This is a genomic window from Pseudaeromonas sharmana, assembly GCF_042649925.1.
Classification (GTDB): Bacteria; Pseudomonadota; Gammaproteobacteria; order Enterobacterales; family Aeromonadaceae; genus Pseudaeromonas; species Pseudaeromonas sharmana.
Map to the genome: position 1 here is coordinate 514,377 of NZ_JBHSAF010000014.1, position 18,163 is coordinate 532,539.

Below are 18,163 nucleotides of genomic sequence, written 5' to 3' on the forward strand. Positions count from 1 at the left end.
GCTTATTCCTCCACTCTTTTTTGACCACGAGACTGGATCTCTTGTTGCAGGGCAGCGATGAAATCAACCACCTTGAACTTACCGAGATCGGTCCCCTTGCGAGTACGCACTGCAATCTCACCTGTTTCGACCTCTTTGTCGCCGCAGACAAGCATAAAAGGTACCCGCTTCAGTGTATGCTCGCGGATTTTAAAGCCAATCTTCTCATTTCTCAAGTCCGCCTTGGCACGAATACCAACTTCGTTGAGTTGGCGGACGACCTGATTGACGTAATCGGCTTGATTATCGGTGATATTGGCGACGACAACTTGTACTGGAGCCAGCCATGTCGGGAAATATCCTGCATATTCTTCCGTCAGAATCCCGATAAAGCGCTCCAGAGAGCCTAGAATTGCACGGTGAATCATGACTGGCACATGACGTTCATTATCTTCACCGACATAGGTTGCCCCCAGTCGTCCCGGCAACGCAAAATCGAGCTGAATGGTACCACACTGCCAGGCGCGGTCGAGACAATCATGCAATGTGAATTCGATCTTCGGCCCGTAGAACGCGCCTTCACCGGGTTGCAACTGGTATGCAAGGCCATTGGCCTGCAGTGCTGCTTCAAGGCCATGTTCGGCACGGTCCCACATGTCATCACTACCGATACGCTTTTCCGGACGGGTAGACAGTTTGACGGCAATATTCTCGAAACCGAAAGTGCTGTAGGTGTCATACACCATCTTGATACAGCCACTGACCTCTTCTTGAATCTGCGCTTCAGAACAGAAGATATGGGCATCGTCTTGCGTGAAACCACGCACGCGCATCAGGCCATGTAATGAGCCAGACGGCTCATTCCGGTGGCAACTACCAAACTCGGCCATGCGCAACGGCAGATCGCGATACGACTTCAGACCCTGGTTAAAAATCTGGACGTGCCCCGGGCAGTTCATCGGTTTGATGGCATATTCACGATTTTCCGAGCTGGTGGTAAACATGGCATCGGCGTATTTATCCCAGTGCCCGGAACGCTCCCATAACACGCGATCCATCATGAAAGGCCCTTTGACCTCCTGATAGTCGTATTCATTGAGCTTGTGCCGGATAAAGGTTTCCAATTCGCGGAAAATAGTCCAGCCATCGTGGTGCCAGAACACCATGCCCGGCGCCTCTTCCTGCATATGGTAGAGGTCAAGCTGCTTGCCAATCTTGCGGTGATCGCGCTTGGCCGCCTCTTCCAGACGCTGCAGATAGGCTGAAAGCTGCTTCTTATCCGACCAGGCCGTACCATAAATGCGCTGCAGCATCTTGTTCTTGGAATCGCCACGCCAATAAGCACCGGCAACTTTTTGCAATTTAAAGTGATGACAAAAACGCATGTTCGGCACATGAGGGCCACGACACATGTCGATATATTCTTCGTGGTAATAGAGTCCGGGCATATCATCGCGGGCAATATTCTCATCCAGAATAGCCACTTTATAACTTTCACCTCGAGCATCAAACACATCACGCGCCTCTTGCCAGGTCACGCGACGCTTCACCACGTCATAATCTTTTTGTGCCAACTCATGCATGCGCAGTTCCAACGCTTGCAGATCCTCTTCGGTGATCGCACGGTCCAAATCGACATCATAATAGAAGCCATTGTCGATCACGGGTCCAATCGCCATGCGGGTATTCGGCCACAGCTGCTTGATGGCATGCCCCAGCAAGTGGGCACAGGAGTGGCGGAGAATGTCTACCCCTTCAGGATCCTTGGCAGTGATAATAGCCAGTTGAGCATCCGCGCTAATCACTTCGCAGGCATCAACAAGCTCACCATTGACTCGACCGGCAATACAAGCCTTGGCCAGGCCCGGGCCAATATTTAATGCGACATCCATGACCGAGACGGGAGCATCGAAACTACGTTGACTACCATCGGGGAGAGTAATGACGGGCATGATTCTTTCCTTTTACAGTGGTGACACCTACCAAGTGCCACTTGTTAGTACATTGAATTCTGATTCGCTAGAAGAGAATTATCCTGATGTCCGCTACGTTCGGACATGTGGCTGGCAAGTGTAAAGAAAAGCCCCCCATCGCGCAATCACGTCGCCGCTTCACTACCGCCACCTCGCGCCATCTATACTCAGGCAAAGTCCCCGATGGAGCATCGTCATGTGGAACAGCATTCGACATCAGCTTGCCCTGGTATTGCAACAGTCAGTACATTTTGAGCAGCCACAACGATTGACTGACGACGAGATCGAGCGCAAATACCTGCTGCCTAGCGATGCGGGCGAGTTCTTCATCAAACTCCGGTCTCGAGATCAATACGAGAAGTTCGCCTGCGAGCAACGGGACCTGCACCGGCTTGCCCAATATGAACAAATACGCGTACCTGTCCCGCTGTTGTGTGGCGTCGCCAACCAGACCGCATTCATGTTATTGCCCTTTCACCACCTGACAGAAGGAAGCAACGAGCAGTGGTTTCAGTTCGGTTGCGAATTAGCCTGCCTGCACCAGTGCCAGGAGCAGGCCATGTACGGCTGGGATGAAGATAATTTTCTTGGCATGACTGTTCAACCCAATCGCTGGCATAAGCATTGGCCCCAATTTTTTGCTGAGCAGCGCATCGGCTGGCAACTCTCGTTACTCGAGGAAAAAGACCGTCTGGACGAGACATGGAACATCGATGAAATCGTCGATGTTGTCATGCGGCAGTTACACGGCCATCAACCGCCGCCCTCTTTACTGCATGGCGATCTATGGCGAGGTAATACCGGTTTCACCGAAGAAGGACCACTACTCTTTGATCCCTCTTGTTATTTTGGAGATCGAGAAGCGGACTTGGCGATGACAGAGTTGTTTGGTCCATTTCCAGCACCGTTTTATCAAGGGTATCAATCCGTTTGGCCACTCGATCCTGGCTATGTCGAGCGCCGGGACATCTACAACCTCTATCACAGACTCAACCACCTTAATTTATTCGGTGACTGTTTCCGACAGCAGGCGACACAGGCGATTGCCGCACTGCTCGCTCGCTAGAATTGTCGGTCGCTTCTCACCCGTGGCTAGAGGCATAGACCATACTGACAGTGAGCGTGAAGTTGCCTCAGTTTTAGGAGGAGTTATGCGCGACTACATGAGCAAGACCATTGTCTGCCCTCACTGCGGCCACCATACTGCCGTCGAGTTGGATGCGAGCGAAGGTGATCAGGAATTTTATGAAGATTGCCTTGCCTGCTGTAACCCCATTCACTTGCGTCTGCATCGTGATGAACAACATGATCGGTTACAACTGTTTGTCGATGCCGATGATGAGCAGATCTTCTGATGGCGAGCTGAATTGCGGTGTTCTCGGCCAGGCACGTGACGTCAGGCGTGATAACCGGTTATAGTGTGGCCCCCATCACACATGAGGTGCCACATGAAATATATGACCTGCTGTGAAAAGGTTCGGGAAGCCTATAGCCAAATCGGTGGCGGCGATCTGGGCTTTATTCCCAAGGCCATTACCGCAGCCATTCGTGCTCTGGACGAAGTTGCGGCAGACGAGCGTCTTCCAGATGATGTCCGCAGCAAGGCTGCCTATGCAGCAGCTAACCTGCTGATGAGCGATTATAACGACGATTGATTAGACACCTGTGCCGTATCATGCGGCACTCTTCCCGAGGTCCCTGTGTTCGCTTTTTTTTCTGAATGTCGCCGCCTTGTCCGGTTGGCATCCCCTATTCTCATCGCCCAAGTAGCCCAGACAGCCATGACATTGGTTGATACCATCATGGCTGGCCAGGTGAGTGCGACAGATCTCGCGGCGGTCTCGGTCGCTGCCAGCTTCTGGTTGCCTATAGTGCTATTTGTGCAAGGGATCATCATGGCGCTGACGCCAATTGTTGCCCAGCTCAACGGTGCGCAAAAAGCCCATGACATCCCGGCGGCCGTCAGTCAGGGTTTCTGGCTGAGCCTGATCGCGATCCCCCCTACCATGCTGCTGCTCTATCTCACTCCGCTATTGCTCGCTAGCATGCAGGTAGAGCCGGCGTTAGCGGCCAAAACAGCCGGCTTTTTACATGCCATGATGTGGGGCGTGCCTGCCTTCGTCGGCTATCAGGTTCTGCGTAATTATACGGAGGGTCTCTCCCATACCATCCCGACCATGTTCATCGGTTTTGTTGGATTAATGGTCAACATCCCGGCCAACTATGTTTTCATTCACGGCAAATTTGGGATGCCGGCCCTGGGCGGTGTCGGATGCGGTGTGGCTTCAGCGCTGGTGTTCTGGGCCATGTTCCTGTCGATGTTATGGTATGTCCGTCACGCAGATTTCTATCACCGTACACGTCTGTTTTGTCACTGGTACCGCCCGGATTGGGTTCAGATAGGCCGCATTTTCCGGTTAGGCTTTCCCATCGCACTGGCACTGTTTTGCGAAGTGACTCTATTTACACTGGTTGCGTTGTTGCTTGCGCCTCTGGGCTCCCAGATCGTGGCCAGTCATCAGGTAGCGTTGAATTTTTCTTCACTCATTTTCATGTTGCCATTGTCCCTTGGATTTGCCGTGACCATTCGCGTCGGTCACGCCATTGGTGAACAGGATCCTGCGCAAGCGAAGCTGGCAGCACTGAGTGGTTTAGGCCTGGGTCTATTTTTGGCACTGTTTACCGCGTTCTTTACCATTATCGGCCGCCATTGGATTGCCCATCAATATTCACAAGATCCTGTCGTAATCACCTTGGCAGCACAGTTAATGATTTTTGCTGCCGTGTATCAACTCTCTGACACAGTGCAGGTTGTCAGTTCCAGCGCATTGCGTGGATATAAGGATACGAAGGCTATTTTCCTCATCACCATGCTGGCTTATTGGGGGCTAGGCTTACCCACCGGTATAATTTTGGGGTTAACAGACTGGATTTGCCCCAAAATGGGGCCGTTCGGCTTCTGGATCGGCTTTATTGTGGGTCTTTCTAGTGCAGCCCTCATGCTCGGGACTCGATTGAGGGTTATTTTTGGCCGTTTTCAGCATAAATAGCCACTTTTGCAGCGGGTATGTCCGGTTACTTTGCCATATTCGCTGCATAAATCCTCAATTTTAAACAAACACTGGTCAAACCAGACAATTCTCTACCGCCTGTCATATTCATAGGATAATAGAGATACTAAATATCATTAATCCGCTTGATAACCCCCATTTTACCCACTATATCCCAGCGACCCGCTCTTCGTGCTCTCCGTCTCATTTTCGCCTGCCTCTAGCGAGTTACTGCATAAGCAGTCAAAGCTCCCTAATGGTGCATTTTTCTTTTAAAACAAGCACTTGCCATATTTTGTGCGGTCATCTAGATTAAATACAGGCACATAATCGGGCGAGGCCCTGGGAAGGTTTGTATGCATAAGGACATATCATCAACGTTGGCATTATCGCGTCAGGCACTGGAGCTGATTGGTAAAACCCAACTAAACGCCGAAGAGACCCGCTGGCTGAACGAGCAGACCATCAGCGGTTTTCGTGAACACATCAACCCCGGCTTCCTCGAATATCGCAAATCCGTCACTGCAGGCGGACAATTCGCCGCCATCGAATGGCGCGCATCTGGTCCTAACACACTGATTGATACCAACGGCAAAGAGTATCTCGACTGTCTGGGCGGTTTTGGAATCTTCAACGTCGGCCATCGCAATCCCACCGTCGTGCAAGCCGTCGAACAGCAACTTGCCAAGCAACCGCTGCATAGCCAGGAGCTCCTGGACCCATTGCGCGCCCTGCTTGCCAAGATGTTGGCCAGCCTGGCCCCAGGCGATTTGAAATACTGCTTCTTCGGCAACAGTGGAACCGAGTCGGTCGAAGCCGCGATCAAGCTGGCGAAAGCCTACCAGACTCCGCATGGCAAAACGGCCTTTGTCGCCACCAACGGTGGCTTTCATGGCAAAAGCCTTGGTGCCTTGTCCGCAACCTCCAAGGCCGTGTTCCGCAAACCATTTGCCCCGCTGGTACCAGGTTTCCGTCACGTCCCCTTTGGCGATCTTGAGGCGATGCGTGACACCCTGTATGCCAGTCTGAATACCGGCGATGGTGTCGCAGCTGTGATTCTCGAGCCAATCCAGGGCGAAGGTGGTGTCATTCTTCCTCCAGCGGATTATCTCCCCGGAGTTAGAAAACTCTGTGATGAAGTAGGAGCGCTGCTGATAATCGATGAAGTTCAGACCGGCATGGGTAGAACAGGCAAGATGTTCGCTTGTGAACACAGCGGAGTTGAACCAGATATTTTGTGCCTTGCCAAGGCGCTTGGTGGCGGCGTGATGCCTATCTCCGCCACGTTAGCCAGCGAGAAGGTGTTCTCTGTGCTGTTTGACAATCCGTTCCTGCACACCACGACTTTTGGTGGCAACCCGCTCGCCTGCGCCGCGGGCATAGCAACCGTGAACGTTTTATTGGAACAACAGCTCCCGGAGCAAGCTGCTCGAGTAGGCCAATATCTGTTGAGTGGGTTGCAGGATTTGGCCGAGGACTACCCGGATCTGATCCAGGCGGTTCGCGGACAGGGTTTATTGCAGGCTATAGAATTCCAGCACAATCAATTGGGATACAGTTTTGCCAAGGGGATGTTTGAGGCTGGCATTCTGGTCGCAGGCACCCTGATCAATGCAAAAACAGTCCGCATCGAACCACCACTAACCTTTACAGAGCCGCTGATTGATCGCCTGTTGACCACGGCAAGCAGCGTATTAAAAGGGATCCAGGAAAAACAGCGTAGCGGGACGTCCCAGACGGTAGCCGCCTGAGACGAACCTGATACCGAGTAACCTCAAAAAGGTGGCTGATGCCACCTTTTCCATTGATAGCCTGCTGTAATTTTCTGCCCTTACAGGGCGGATTGATTACGAAAAAAGCAAACGCACTCACAGACTTGCATTTCTTGGTTTCAAGGCTTGCCAGTCGCGTAGAAGCTCGTTAATATGCGCCCCACTTAAGCGGCAAAGCCCTTGAGAATGTGTGCGTCCTTAGCTCAGCTGGTTAGAGCACCACCTTGACATGGTGGGGGTCGGTGGTTCGAGTCCACTAGGACGCACCATAATTGATGATGAGATTTTCGAATACGATGCGTCCTTAGCTCAGCTGGTTAGAGCACCACCTTGACATGGTGGGGGTCGGTGGTTCGAGTCCACTAGGACGCACCATTCGAAAACTGTTCATCAATAAAAACAAAATCTTGCGTCCTTAGCTCAGCTGGTTAGAGCACCACCTTGACATGGTGGGGGTCGGTGGTTCGAGTCCACTAGGACGCACCAAATTCAAAAAAATCCCGCTTTCGAGCGGGATTTTTGCTGTCTACTCATTTTTTATCTCATCGCCCGGATCAGCAAAGCCGACGATTTCAGCTGTATTCAGCAAGCTGTGGTTGTTATTTATTCCCTTGCCTCATCCTATGCTCACCCAGCCCGTACTAGTTGTTTCAGTCCCAAACACTGCACCGAGCCCCACCCTCGGCTTTCAGCACCATCGGCCATCATGGCAAACGGTCTACAACAACACATGTAGAAGAAAACCGTACCGCTTCGAGCAGCTCTCGTTGTCGCGGCGATGAACGCCACGCCGTCAAGCCGCGGCACAAATCCTTAGTGATAGTTAACTCAAATTAACGCTTTTTGATGGCATGGCTCACACTTTCCTTGGCGTGTAGGGAGTTGTACGCCTGACGGGAAACAACGGGGTGTTTCCTGAGCATCAAATCAAGGAGCACAGCATGAAACCACGGTTGATACTCAATGTTCTTGCAGTTGCTGTCAGTACAGTCCTCTTCGGCTGTGGCAGCAGCGATGACACTAACGAAAGCACCACCTTAGAAGCAACGGCGATTGATGGTTATCTCAGCAATGCACTGGTCTGGCTGGATACCAATCGCAACAATCTGTTTGAAACCGATGAGCCCAATGCGCGGACCGATGACAGCGGCAAGGCCACGCTGGATGTCAGCCAAATCGATAGTCCTGAGCAGTACCGTCTGCTCGTCCAGGCCATTGCCGGTGAGACGGTCGATCTCACGCGCGGACCTATTACCTCCAGCTTTACACTATCCGCCCCACCTGGGGTGGCTGACGTCACGCCCCTGAGCACATTGGTTGACATGAAGATGCAGCAGGATCCGACGCTGGATCGTGATAGCGCCGTCAACGCGATTGCTGAGGCCTTGGGGCTGCAAGCTGAGCAGATACTTGGCGACTTCATCTCGTCCGGTGATAAGGAAGTACAAATCTACGCGGTGAATCTGACGGATCAACTTCCCGAATCGCTACCAGATGACCCGAGTCAGTTACTGGAGATCAGTAGCAACATTGGCCAGGCACTCGATCAATACCTGTCACAGAATCCTGTCGACGAGCAGACTGATCCTGACAGCATCAATGTCGTGATTGACGATCAGGGGAATGCGACGCCGATTGCCGATAGCGATCGCGATGGTATCAGTGATTCAGATGATGCTTTTCCTGCTGACCCGAGCGAAAGCAAAGACAGTGATGGGGACCAGGTCGGCGACAACAGCGATGCCTTCCCACTGGATGCCAGTGAAAGCAAGGACAGCGACGGCGACCAGGTCGGCGACAACAGCGATGCCTTCCCACTGGATGCAAGTGAAAGCAAGGACAGCGACGGCGACAAGGTTGGCGATAACAGTGATGCCTTCCCGCTGGATGCCAGCGAAAGCAAGGACAGTGACGGCGACCAGGTCGGTGATAACACTGATGCCTTCCCGCTGGATGCCAGCGAAAGCAAGGACAGTGACGGCGACCAGGTCGGTGATAACGCTGATGCCTTCCCCGCCGATCCGGGCGAGAGCAAAGACAGTGATGGCGACAAGATTGGCGACAACAGCGATGAGTTGCCGCTGGATCCGTTACGCGCCAAGGCGGATGAAGTCACGACCGAGGAAAAGATCTACCACTACATGGAGGACCACTCCAAGGCATCGTTGCATTTGAAGCTGGTAGCAACAAAAACAGTCAGTCGCTTTCTGGATGGTCACAAGGAGATCTCGGAAGAGGGGATCAATTATTACTGGGACTCCACGGCTGCTGCGGTCGAAGAACTCAATGGAAAGCCATTGATTTATAACGAATACCGTAGCAAGAAGATCAAAAAAGCAGACGATTCGTTTGAACAACTCTCCTGGTGGCACAAGGATCTGAACAAGGACGGCGTCTTCGCCTTTACTGGCGAATCGTTTGAAGTTGGTCATGAAACAGAGACCAGTGCAGATTACTGGGTGCTGTATGATGAAGATTCACCTCAGGCGGAAGGTGTCAGCATGAACCTGCTGCGGCAGTATGACGGTGGTGACTTCAAAGCCAAACTGGATGGGGATGACTTCTCTACCGTCGACATTGCCCAACATTTCACCGTGTCGAAGAATGGCAATACCACCATCAAGACCTACCTGGAATACTCGGCGCCCAAAGATCAGACCACCACGCCGTACACCACCCCTGCAGACTGGTTCGACAGCAGCACCATGGCAGCGAACCCCGCTTATGTGAACAATTCCGATGATAATTACACGGAGTTTGAACCCTATGCAGAAACAGACACCTATCTGACGCGTGACGATGGTTGTACCTCGCATAAAGATGAGCAGGACTGGTTGGCCGACGGCAGCATCAATACATCAACCGAATTGATGAGTTGTCCGGACGGCTCTGAGGAAAAAATTTACGCCAAACCCATCTGGCCAAATCCTCAAGATGACCTGTTTGAAGAGTATGCCGACTACAACTGGCAAAACAGTGTGGCCATGACGCCGTATTGGTATGAATACAGCATCAAGACGGCGACTTCAGGCACAGAGACCATCACGACGACCAGCGGCGCGCGCTATTTGCTCGACAGCAGCACCAATACCCGTCTCGAAGATGCCAGTCATCCGGATGGCTATAAGTTCAATGATTATGTGTCCATCCTGACCAGTAGCAGCCCAACGGTACAGATCGAACAGGCCAGTTGGCATAACTATCACCTGGATGATCACCCCGCCACACCGATTGATGAAACCAGCTTCACGGCAGCAACGGATGATCTCGGCCAGGATGTCAAAATCTTCTTTAAGGAGGTCAACGATATCTGGGTTGGTCACCGCTTTGCCGAATGGGGTAGTCAGAATGTCACTGACCTGATCGGTAAAATCACAACCTTACGCCAGCAAGGGGTGACGGTGGATCAAATTACCAGCAGCAACCTGCCAGGATTGAGTGATTACGATGGCCAGTTGCTGACCACCTCCATCCGCTATAACGCCGATGGCACGCCCAGAACCTGGTACTGGGTAACCAACCTGCCAGCCATCACCGATGATGCAAGCTGGTCAACCTGGAAAAAAGTGCCTATCCAACTGGTGAACAATGGACTGGATGGATATGGTAAAACCGGCTGGATCATCAACGATGCCGCGGGAACCCTGTTCTTGCTGCAACCCAAGGTAAGCCAGCCATGGGGCTGGTATGACGCCTACCAGACCATCTCGCTGGGTGTATGGAAGCCAGATGGGCAAACCATAGACCCTAGTGGTCGCTTTGACACCTGGGCAGGCTCGTTCTATCTGGACTCTGCTGCGGCTGATACGGAACTGGCGAAACATTGAGTGACAACACGACAGAGCGGCGTCCGCGCCGCTCTTTTTTTGCTGACATGCCGCTCGAGTAAGGCGACACGGCACACTATGGCTGTCGATTGATACGTCGTTCTGCCTGCTGCAGGGCCTGCGTGTCCGTCAACCGCTGCTGGAACAGATTCGTTAATGCACTTTGGATGCTATTCCAAAACAATGGCATGCCACTATGGCCTGGCATCGCTACCCCGCTGGCGATCCCCTGCTCAAGGCTGCGGCTGAAGGGATCGGCAGACGCCTGACCAAAACAGGCGACTAATCCCGCATCACGGCCTGACTGGTACAATGCCATACCAGAGGGTGTCAGTACTGTCTGTTCGATAAACTCCCTTGCCAGCATTTTTTCTCTGGATTGCGTGCTAATGCCGGCAGCCAGAACGCCGAAAAACGGGTGCGCATCCTGACCAGCCAAATCGGGAACAGGAGCCAACCGATAGTGCACTCCTGCCTGCTCCAGCCGTTGCCGATCCCAGGGCCCACCGAGCATCATGGCCAACTGGCCACGGCTGAACTGATCAATGACCTGCTCATAACTCAGATCAGCGGCCAACCAGCCCTGTTCCCTCCCCCGTTGCAGCAGCGCAAGATTATGCAATACGGTGGTGTTGCTACTGGCAGCCAGATGCATCGGTCGCTCAGGTTGTGCGCTCAACACCCCATCCGCACCCGCGGTAACATAGGGCCAGCTGTAATAAGCAGAGGTCATCTCCCAGCCAATCCGCGGTTGATCAGCCTTGTGAGGAGCATGTGACAGCTGCATCAAATCAGTCGGCGCAGTGGCGATCAACTGCGGATTCCAAAACAGCAACAAGGTTTCCATCTGTAACGGATACGCTATCACGCTCTCGCCGGCACGCAGGGCCTCCAGTGCCTGTGGCCGGCAGTGGATCCTGTCGAACACGTAGGCAGCAACAGGCTCCAGCAGGCCGGCCTGATACCAGCCGGGAAAGCGGTCATGCGCCCAGATGACAATGTCCGGTCCCGCCCCCTGTTGTGCCAGCAGCTCAAAACGCGCGACAAAGTCAGCGGGGGCTTCAATCTTGATCTGAACGCCGGTTTTAGCCTGATAACGGCGAGCCAGCTGTTGTAGTTCAGGCACCCCTCGCGCACTCCAGATAACCAGGGTTGGCGGGGCGTTGTGTCGACCATGCAGCCCAGAAACAAGGCTAACTGCCAATATCAACAGGACGAACAGTAAACAACCCCACAACACTGTGCGGTGACGGGCGAAGAAAGCGGGCATCTGCAACGAGCTCATCTCTGCATAAAAGTTGCGCATTTTGCGTAGCCCATGCGGCGGCGTCCAGTCGACACCGCAAAAAGTGTTAGCTGTCCCGCAAACGAAATACCAACCTTTTCAATTACCTCCAGACAGTGATTACTATGCAGCCTGATGAGACGCGGCGATGTGATCGGAGAGACAGCATGACCCTCAAAACACGCGGCTGGATTGGGCTGGCCTGCTACCTGCTGGCAGGCGCTCTGAGTAAGCTGGCCGCCGTATATTGGCGCCAGGCACTTGGTTGCCCGGCGAACGGTGAGTGCTATCGTCCAGGCTGGAGCGATTACTATTGGCTGGATGGCCTGTTCGCACTCTGGATGATCGGCTTGCCATTTTTTCTGCTCTGGTTATGGCGCCTGAACCGACTTGCTCCCCCGCGTAACCAGAAGACTCGCCGATGAGCCGCTATCGCAGCCTAATCCGTCAGCTACTGCAACTGGGCGCAGTTGTCACCCTGTGCGTGGTGCTGGCACCCTGGCTTTTGACCTATCAACACTACCTCAGTGGACAGACAGCCATTGCGCCAAACTTTCCGATTGCCATTCGTGACCAGGGTTCGGTTAGCGTCGTGCTCTGGCGCGAATACCAACAGTCGCCCACCCGCTACGCGCCGTTACTGCTGACCGAGGGTCGCGAACTCAGTTGGCCGCTCGAAGATGGGAGCGCTGTCCGGCTGCTGCAGACACCCGACGGCCTCTTCGATCTGACCTACTACACCAGCCATTATGTATTTTGGGCCCGCTATCAGATCCAGTCCGGCACGGTTCAGCCCATCAGCTTGCGTTATACCGGCGCCTTTATCATCTTCCCGCTGCTATTGCTGGCCGCGACCGCATACCTGACAATCATGCTCTTGCGGAAACTGTATCGGCCTGGACACAGGTGACTGCAACCGGCCATGATGAAGCTGCAACCCCATCAATCCCTGTTAATTTGCACACCCCCCTCAGGAGTCACGATATGCACACCCAAGCCTGGGCGCTGATCACCGGTGCCTCCAGCGGGTTGGGCGTAGAATTCGCCCATCAGCTGGCAGCACAAGGCTACAACCTGCTACTGGTCGCCCGACGCGAAGCGGTGATGCAACAGCTGGCCCGTCAGCTGGAGCGACGGCATGGGATCCGCTGCCACACCTTTGCCCAGGACTTGAGTCAGCCCGGCGCCGACATCCGCTTGGTCGGCGAGCTGGATTTGCTGGCACTGGTGCCGGACCTGCTGATCAACAATGCCGGCGTCGGCTGTTTTGGCCCCTTCATCGCACAAGACCATGAGCGGATCCAGGCCATGTTACAGCTGAATATGCACACCCTGACCGGTTTGACCCAACTGGTTGCACAACGCATGCAAGCTCGCGGCAGCGGGTCTATCTTGTTGATCTCGTCCATCGCTGCCTTTCTTCCCCTGCCCGGCTATGCCGCCTATGGCGCCAGCAAGGCGTTTGTTCTGCAATGGGGAGTGGCGCTGCGCGAGGAGCTAAAAGATTGCGGCATTCACGTCAGCGTGCTGGCACCAGGCATGACCCGGACAGCCTTTTTTGACATTGCCCGACAACCGATCACACCGTTTTGGAACCATTTCATGCTCCCGGCGGCCAACGTCGTGGCGGCCGGTCTGCATGGCTTGCGACAATCGCGCGCTATCATAGTCCCGGGCTGGTATAACCGCATACTGACCTGCTGCAGCCAGCTGTTGCCGCGAGGCGTGCTGGCCTGGGTTGCCAAGCGCTTGCTGCAAGTCAATACCGATTCCGGTGTCAGTTGATCGCATAGCCACCACAATCACTGCTTTTCGCCCGATACATGGCCACATCCGCCCTTGCCAGCAAGGCCGCCGCCGAAATTGTCTCGCCGGCCAGGCATAGCGCCACACCTATGCTGGCTGACAGCGACAGGGGTGTCCCATCAATCTGATGAACCTGCGTTAACGCCTCTTGTAAGCGCAGACAGCACTCCTCAGCATCCTCGATAGGCATCTGCAATTCGTCGAGAATGATGGTGAATTCATCGCCCGCCAGACGCGCCACGGTATCGGTCGGCCTGACGACCCGGCTGATCTCGTTGGCAAAGCGCTGCAACACCTTGTCTCCCAGCTCATGACCATGCTGATCGTTGATCTGCTTGAAACCGTTCAGGTCGAGGAACAACAACGCCATTCCGCGCCGTCCCTGCGCTGCCCGCAAGGTTGCCTGCTCCAGGGCCGTCAGGAAGGCACGCCGGTTCGGCAAACCGGTCAGCGCATCGTGGGTGACATCGTATTCGAGACGTTGCTGCAAGCGTTTGAGCTCGCTGATGTCCATCGCCAGCAGATAGAAGCCATCAGCATCCTGTGCAGGTAGCAGCATGACATGTACATCCACCTCGCCCTGTCGGGTCTGCAGCCTGGCATCCCACTCTACCCGCTCGCCCTGCAACACCCTGCCGATCAAGGGTACCGCAACGGCATAGTTTTCGGCGCCCAGCACGGCTTGCAGGCTCAAATCCTGCGGGCGCAGCTCATCAAATCCCAGCCAATCACGGTAGGCCCGATTGGCAAACAGGTGACGCTCGTCCCGATCAAGCTGACTAATCAAGGCAGGCATATTATTGGTGATCGCCCGGAGACGAGCTTCGCTGTCACGGATCCTGGCCTCGTTTTGCTGACGCACACTGATGTCGTGCAAAAACGCGATGCAGTAGCGACTCCCGTCCAAACGATGATCGGCCACCGTCACCTCCACCGGAAACAGGCGCCCATCCTGATGTCGAGCCCAAGCCTCGGTCCGCCGCGTCTGATGGAGCAGGGCTGCGTCGAGCAGGACGTCACGGACATCCTCCCCCTCACTCACCGCCGCCGGCGAGAGCAACACCCGTAACGGCTGGCCAATACAGTCCTTGGCCGACCAGCCAAACAGCTTGCCGGCTGCGCGATTCCAGCCGGTGATACGACCCATCTCATCCAGCTCGATAAAGGCATCGAGACTGTTTTCCAGCGTGCTTTGGAAACGCTCTTTCTCGGCATTAACCCTTGATTGTGCGGCAATGCGCTGATCAATCTCGCGGTTGAGCTGCTCGACGGCTACCGCCAATTCCCGGGTCCGCTCCTCGACCCGCATCTCAAGCTGTTGTTGCAGTTGGCGCAGTGCGAGCTCCGCCTGCTTGCGTTCATCGATATCAACCACCACCGAGATAAAATGGCGCGGTGAACCGTCGGCATTGCGCAGCAAGGTAACCGAAAGGCTGATCCAGAACGGCCTCCCGTCGGCAGCAAGATAGCGTTTCTCCAGCGAGTAGGTATTGAGCTCGCCGGACAGCAAGGCGCCGATCAGCATCTGATCCTTTTCCAGGTCATCGGCGTGGGTGACGGATTGAAAATTACGCGTCAGCAGTTGCGCCTCGCTATAGCCGGTCATGCGACACAAGGCCTGATTCACACGCAACCAGCGGCCATCCAGTGCCACATGCGCCATTCCGACGGCGGCGTGACGAAACGTCTGCTCGAAGAGCGCATCGCTCAGTTGCAGATCCATGGTCATCAGCTGCATCTGCTGCTGACGCTGCAGATCATGCAGAAACTCCTCCACCAGGCGGGCATAATCGTGCAGTTGGCTACGCTCATCGCTATTCAGACTTCTCGGTTGATGGTCTATTACGCACAAGACCCCCAACGCGAGGCCTTCGAGTGAGCACAACACATGGCCGGCATAAAACACGATGCCAGGGTCACCGGTTACCAGTGGATTGTCGGCAAAACGCGGATCCCGTCGCGCGTCGGCGACCTCAAAAATCTCGCGCTGCAAAATGGCATGCCCACAAAATGAGATATTGCGTGCTGTCTGTTGCGTCTCGAGGCCGAAGCGCGACTTGAACCACTGCCGATCGCTATCCAGCAACGAGACCAGCACAATCGGCACCTGCAAGGCCTGGGCCGTCAGCCGGGTAATGCGATCCAACTGCTCGGCCGGTGGCGTATCAAGCAGCTTGATACCCTTCAGCACAGAGAGCCGCTCGATCTCATCTGGAGGATTTGCGGGTTCCAACATCCTGTTACTCCTGTGATAACACCGTGTATCCATACACAAACAAGGGTCAAATTGTGGACATAGCCACCGGTTGGGGTCAAACAGCAAGGCTTGATTTGACGGGGGTTATCACATAGTGTCAGCCCCTTGATGGATGTTGATGCTAATTTGACAAGATGTCACTGCCGTTACGAAGTTACTGCTCTTTGACCCTGCCAGTCATGATGGGCTACCTGCCACTGGGTGCCGTGTTCGGTGTGCTGTGGATGAATGCAGGCCTGGAGTGGTACTGGGCCCCCGTGATGAGCCTGCTGGTGTATGCTGGCGCCCTGCAATACCTGGCCGTTGGCATGCTGAGCCTGCATACCGGATGGCTGGAGATCCTGGTCGCTACGCTATTAGTCAACTTTCGCCATATCTTTTATGGGCTGTCGCTTTATCATCTTTTACCGGCACAGGTCTCTGCACGGCTCTATTTCATTTTTGGTATCACCGACGAAACTTACTCCTTGTTGACTGCCTCTGGCCAAGTCCACGGCCATCGCCAGGCGCTTCTGGTGGTGGCGCTCAATCACAGTTACTGGATCCTGGGGACGCTCGCCGGATTACTGCTGGCCAGCGGCCTCCCAGCTGGGCTTAACGGGCTCGATTTTGCGCTCACCGCCCTGTTCACTGTGCTGGCAGTCGAGCAGGTGCGGGCACGCCGCGATTATGCGGCCCTGGCGCTGGGGCTCGGCTGTGCCATGGCGTTTGCCTTCGGACTTCCGCAGTACTTTTTATTGGCCGCTTCGCTGGCGCTGGTCATGATTCTGCTGGCTTGGCCAGGACGCCCCATGCCGCCATCAGGAGGCGCTGATGCGTGATTTCGATTATCTGCTCGCCATCCTCATCATGGCAGCCGCAACACTGCTGCTACGGGCGCTGCCCTTTCTGGCCCGTCACTGGCTGTTGCATCAGCCACGCTTTCAGCGATTGGCACAGCGCCTACCTGTCGCCATGATGGTGTTGCTAACCCTGTATGCGATGGGCATCCAGCAGTGGCAACAATGGCAGCAAGCACTACCGTCGCTGCTGGGGGTCACCGTCGTTGCCGGGTTGCAACTGTGGCGACGCCAGCCACTGTTAAGCATACTGGCCGGCACGGCCTGCTATATGCTGCTGGTCAATCTCGGCATCGGACGCTAAGGCACCGCTCTTGTTCAGCAACAACATCGATAACCACGCGAGTGCGTCATGTCCCTGCGTCTTTCCCGCTCAGCGGGGCTGATCGACGACCAGGCGTCAGGCGGGATTAAAGCAGACGTCGTTGCGGCATCCTCAGCTTAGGAGTCCCCAAACGCACACCTGATGGTTTGCAGTACCGGTCATTCGCGCATAATGGCTCGCTTATTCGGCGAGCTCTGCCGGGGGCTGGCTATCGATACGGATCACCACGGCATCGTGTCGCCAGTATTCGCGGTCGCAATCAATCAGCGCGCCCTGCTCATCATAGTTAATACGTGTGATTAACAGCACAGGGGCCCCATCGGCCAGGCACAGGGCACGGGCCACCGCCCCCCGTGCCGCGGTGGAAACAATATCAAAATGGGCACGGCCATAACGGATGCCATACTGTTCGGCATACAATCGGGTCAGGGATTGTCCGAGATCATGACGCAACAGATCAGGAAAGCGCGACGGCAGCAAAAAATGTTCGACATACAGGACATGGCGCCCGTCGAGTTGGCGCAGACGATTGATCTGTAACAAACCACTCAACGCCGGCAATGACATCTGCCGACACAACGCAGGTGTCGCCACCACAGGGCCGGCGTTCAGGACCCGGGTTTCCACCTTACGTTGCTGGGTTTCGACCAGGGCATGAAAGTGACTCTTGTAGCGTGGGTCATAGATCAGCCGTGGTGTAGAGACAAACCAGCCCCGGCGTTCCTCTCGATAGATCTCTCCCTCGGCCTCCAGTGCCGCCAGTGCCTCTTTGAGCGTGATACGGGTCGTGGCAAAGCGTTCGCTCAATTCGCGTTCCGAAGGCAAACGCATACCTGGCTGCAACAAGCCCTCGCGGATCTGTTGTTGGAGGGTGTTTCTGATCAGCGCCATCTGCGTCAACGGCCCCTCAACTGGACTAGTCCAATTTTGCGCCATGCGATACGACTTCCTTTTCTACGGACACAAGTGATGTGCCATCAATAGCACAGCCCGCGACAAAGGTCTGCTCTGACCACGCCTTGGTCAAGAAAGCTTCATTTTGCTGTCACG

General features: G+C 54.7%; 15 protein-coding genes and 3 tRNA genes. 14 read left to right on the forward strand and 4 right to left on the reverse strand.

Translation table 11 applies throughout. From position 1 onward, the window contains the following. Positions 1-2: 2 nt before the first annotated feature. Positions 3-1,931, reverse strand: coding sequence for a threonine--tRNA ligase (thrS, locus tag ACFOSS_RS12065; RefSeq protein WP_377152819.1), 1,929 nt, complete (start codon positions 1,929-1,931; stop codon positions 3-5). A 217-nt stretch (positions 1,932-2,148) separates the two neighbouring features. Here thrS and ACFOSS_RS12070 point away from each other — a divergent pair, with 217 nt between their 5' ends. The 9 genes from ACFOSS_RS12070 (at position 2,149) to ACFOSS_RS12110 (ending at position 10,601) form a co-directional block, all read left to right on the forward strand. Then, positions 2,149-3,018, forward strand: a complete 870-nt coding sequence (locus ACFOSS_RS12070) for a fructosamine kinase family protein (RefSeq protein WP_377152822.1) — start codon at positions 2,149-2,151, stop codon at positions 3,016-3,018. Between the two features lie 85 nt (positions 3,019-3,103). Then, a complete protein-coding gene (locus ACFOSS_RS12075) occupies positions 3,104-3,307 on the forward strand; it encodes a CPXCG motif-containing cysteine-rich protein (RefSeq protein ID WP_377152824.1) in 204 nt (67 codons plus the stop codon). Between the two features lie 93 nt (positions 3,308-3,400). Beyond that, a complete protein-coding gene (locus ACFOSS_RS12080; protein ID WP_377152827.1) occupies positions 3,401-3,607 on the forward strand; it encodes a YaeP family protein in 207 nt (68 codons plus the stop codon). A gap of 45 nt (positions 3,608-3,652) precedes the next feature. Next, positions 3,653-5,002, forward strand: coding sequence for an MATE family efflux transporter (locus tag ACFOSS_RS12085; protein ID WP_377152830.1), 1,350 nt, complete (start codon positions 3,653-3,655; stop codon positions 5,000-5,002). 356 nt (positions 5,003-5,358) lie between these two features. Then, a complete protein-coding gene (locus ACFOSS_RS12090) occupies positions 5,359-6,753 on the forward strand; it encodes a putrescine aminotransferase (RefSeq protein ID WP_377152833.1) in 1,395 nt (464 codons plus the stop codon). A gap of 213 nt (positions 6,754-6,966) precedes the next feature. Continuing rightward, positions 6,967-7,043 (forward strand) — tRNA-Val (locus ACFOSS_RS12095). A 29-nt stretch (positions 7,044-7,072) separates the two neighbouring features. Then, positions 7,073-7,149 (forward strand) — tRNA-Val (locus tag ACFOSS_RS12100). Positions 7,150-7,183: 34 nt separating this feature from the next. Further along, positions 7,184-7,260 (forward strand) — tRNA-Val (locus ACFOSS_RS12105). 455 nt (positions 7,261-7,715) lie between these two features. Continuing rightward, a complete protein-coding gene (locus ACFOSS_RS12110) occupies positions 7,716-10,601 on the forward strand; it encodes a hypothetical protein (RefSeq protein ID WP_377152836.1) in 2,886 nt (961 codons plus the stop codon). A 76-nt stretch (positions 10,602-10,677) separates the two neighbouring features. Here ACFOSS_RS12110 and ACFOSS_RS12115 read toward each other — a convergent pair whose 3' ends face one another. Further along, a complete protein-coding gene (locus tag ACFOSS_RS12115; RefSeq protein ID WP_377152838.1) occupies positions 10,678-11,907 on the reverse strand; it encodes an extracellular solute-binding protein in 1,230 nt (409 codons plus the stop codon). A 146-nt stretch (positions 11,908-12,053) separates the two neighbouring features. Between ACFOSS_RS12115 and ACFOSS_RS12120 the strand changes: the two genes are divergently transcribed. From ACFOSS_RS12120 to ACFOSS_RS12130, 3 genes are all read left to right on the forward strand, one after another. After that, the gene (locus ACFOSS_RS12120; RefSeq protein WP_377152840.1) at positions 12,054-12,311 is read left to right on the forward strand and encodes a hypothetical protein; all 258 of its coding nucleotides are present in this window, start codon (positions 12,054-12,056) and stop codon (positions 12,309-12,311) included. Beyond that, complete coding sequence (locus ACFOSS_RS12125; RefSeq protein ID WP_377152842.1) at positions 12,308-12,796, forward strand: hypothetical protein; 489 nt, start codon at positions 12,308-12,310, stop codon at positions 12,794-12,796. Before ACFOSS_RS12120 ends, ACFOSS_RS12125 begins: the two co-directional genes overlap by 4 nt. Positions 12,797-12,870: 74 nt before the next feature. Next, positions 12,871-13,671 carry an SDR family NAD(P)-dependent oxidoreductase gene (locus ACFOSS_RS12130; RefSeq protein WP_377152844.1) on the forward strand — a complete coding sequence of 267 codons (801 nt, stop codon included), beginning with the start codon at positions 12,871-12,873 and terminating at the stop codon, positions 13,669-13,671. Here ACFOSS_RS12130 and ACFOSS_RS12135 read toward each other — a convergent pair. Beyond that, on the reverse strand, positions 13,664-15,928 hold the full coding sequence (locus tag ACFOSS_RS12135) for a PAS domain S-box protein (protein WP_377152846.1): 2,265 nt from the start codon (positions 15,926-15,928) through the stop codon (positions 13,664-13,666). The genes ACFOSS_RS12130 and ACFOSS_RS12135 overlap by 8 nt on opposite strands. A gap of 155 nt (positions 15,929-16,083) precedes the next feature. Between ACFOSS_RS12135 and ACFOSS_RS12140 the strand changes: the two genes are divergently transcribed. After that, positions 16,084-16,770 carry an AzlC family ABC transporter permease gene (locus ACFOSS_RS12140; RefSeq protein ID WP_377152848.1) on the forward strand — a complete coding sequence of 229 codons (687 nt, stop codon included), beginning with the start codon at positions 16,084-16,086 and terminating at the stop codon, positions 16,768-16,770. Further along, a complete protein-coding gene (locus ACFOSS_RS12145; protein ID WP_377152850.1) occupies positions 16,763-17,092 on the forward strand; it encodes a branched-chain amino acid transporter permease in 330 nt (109 codons plus the stop codon). Before ACFOSS_RS12140 ends, ACFOSS_RS12145 begins: the two co-directional genes overlap by 8 nt. A 201-nt stretch (positions 17,093-17,293) precedes the next feature. Here ACFOSS_RS12145 and ACFOSS_RS12150 read toward each other — a convergent pair whose 3' ends face one another. Beyond that, positions 17,294-18,004: a UTRA domain-containing protein gene (locus tag ACFOSS_RS12150; protein ID WP_377152853.1), complete on the reverse strand. Its 711-nt coding sequence runs from the start codon at positions 18,002-18,004 to the stop codon at positions 17,294-17,296. Positions 18,005-18,163: the final 159 nt, after the last annotated feature.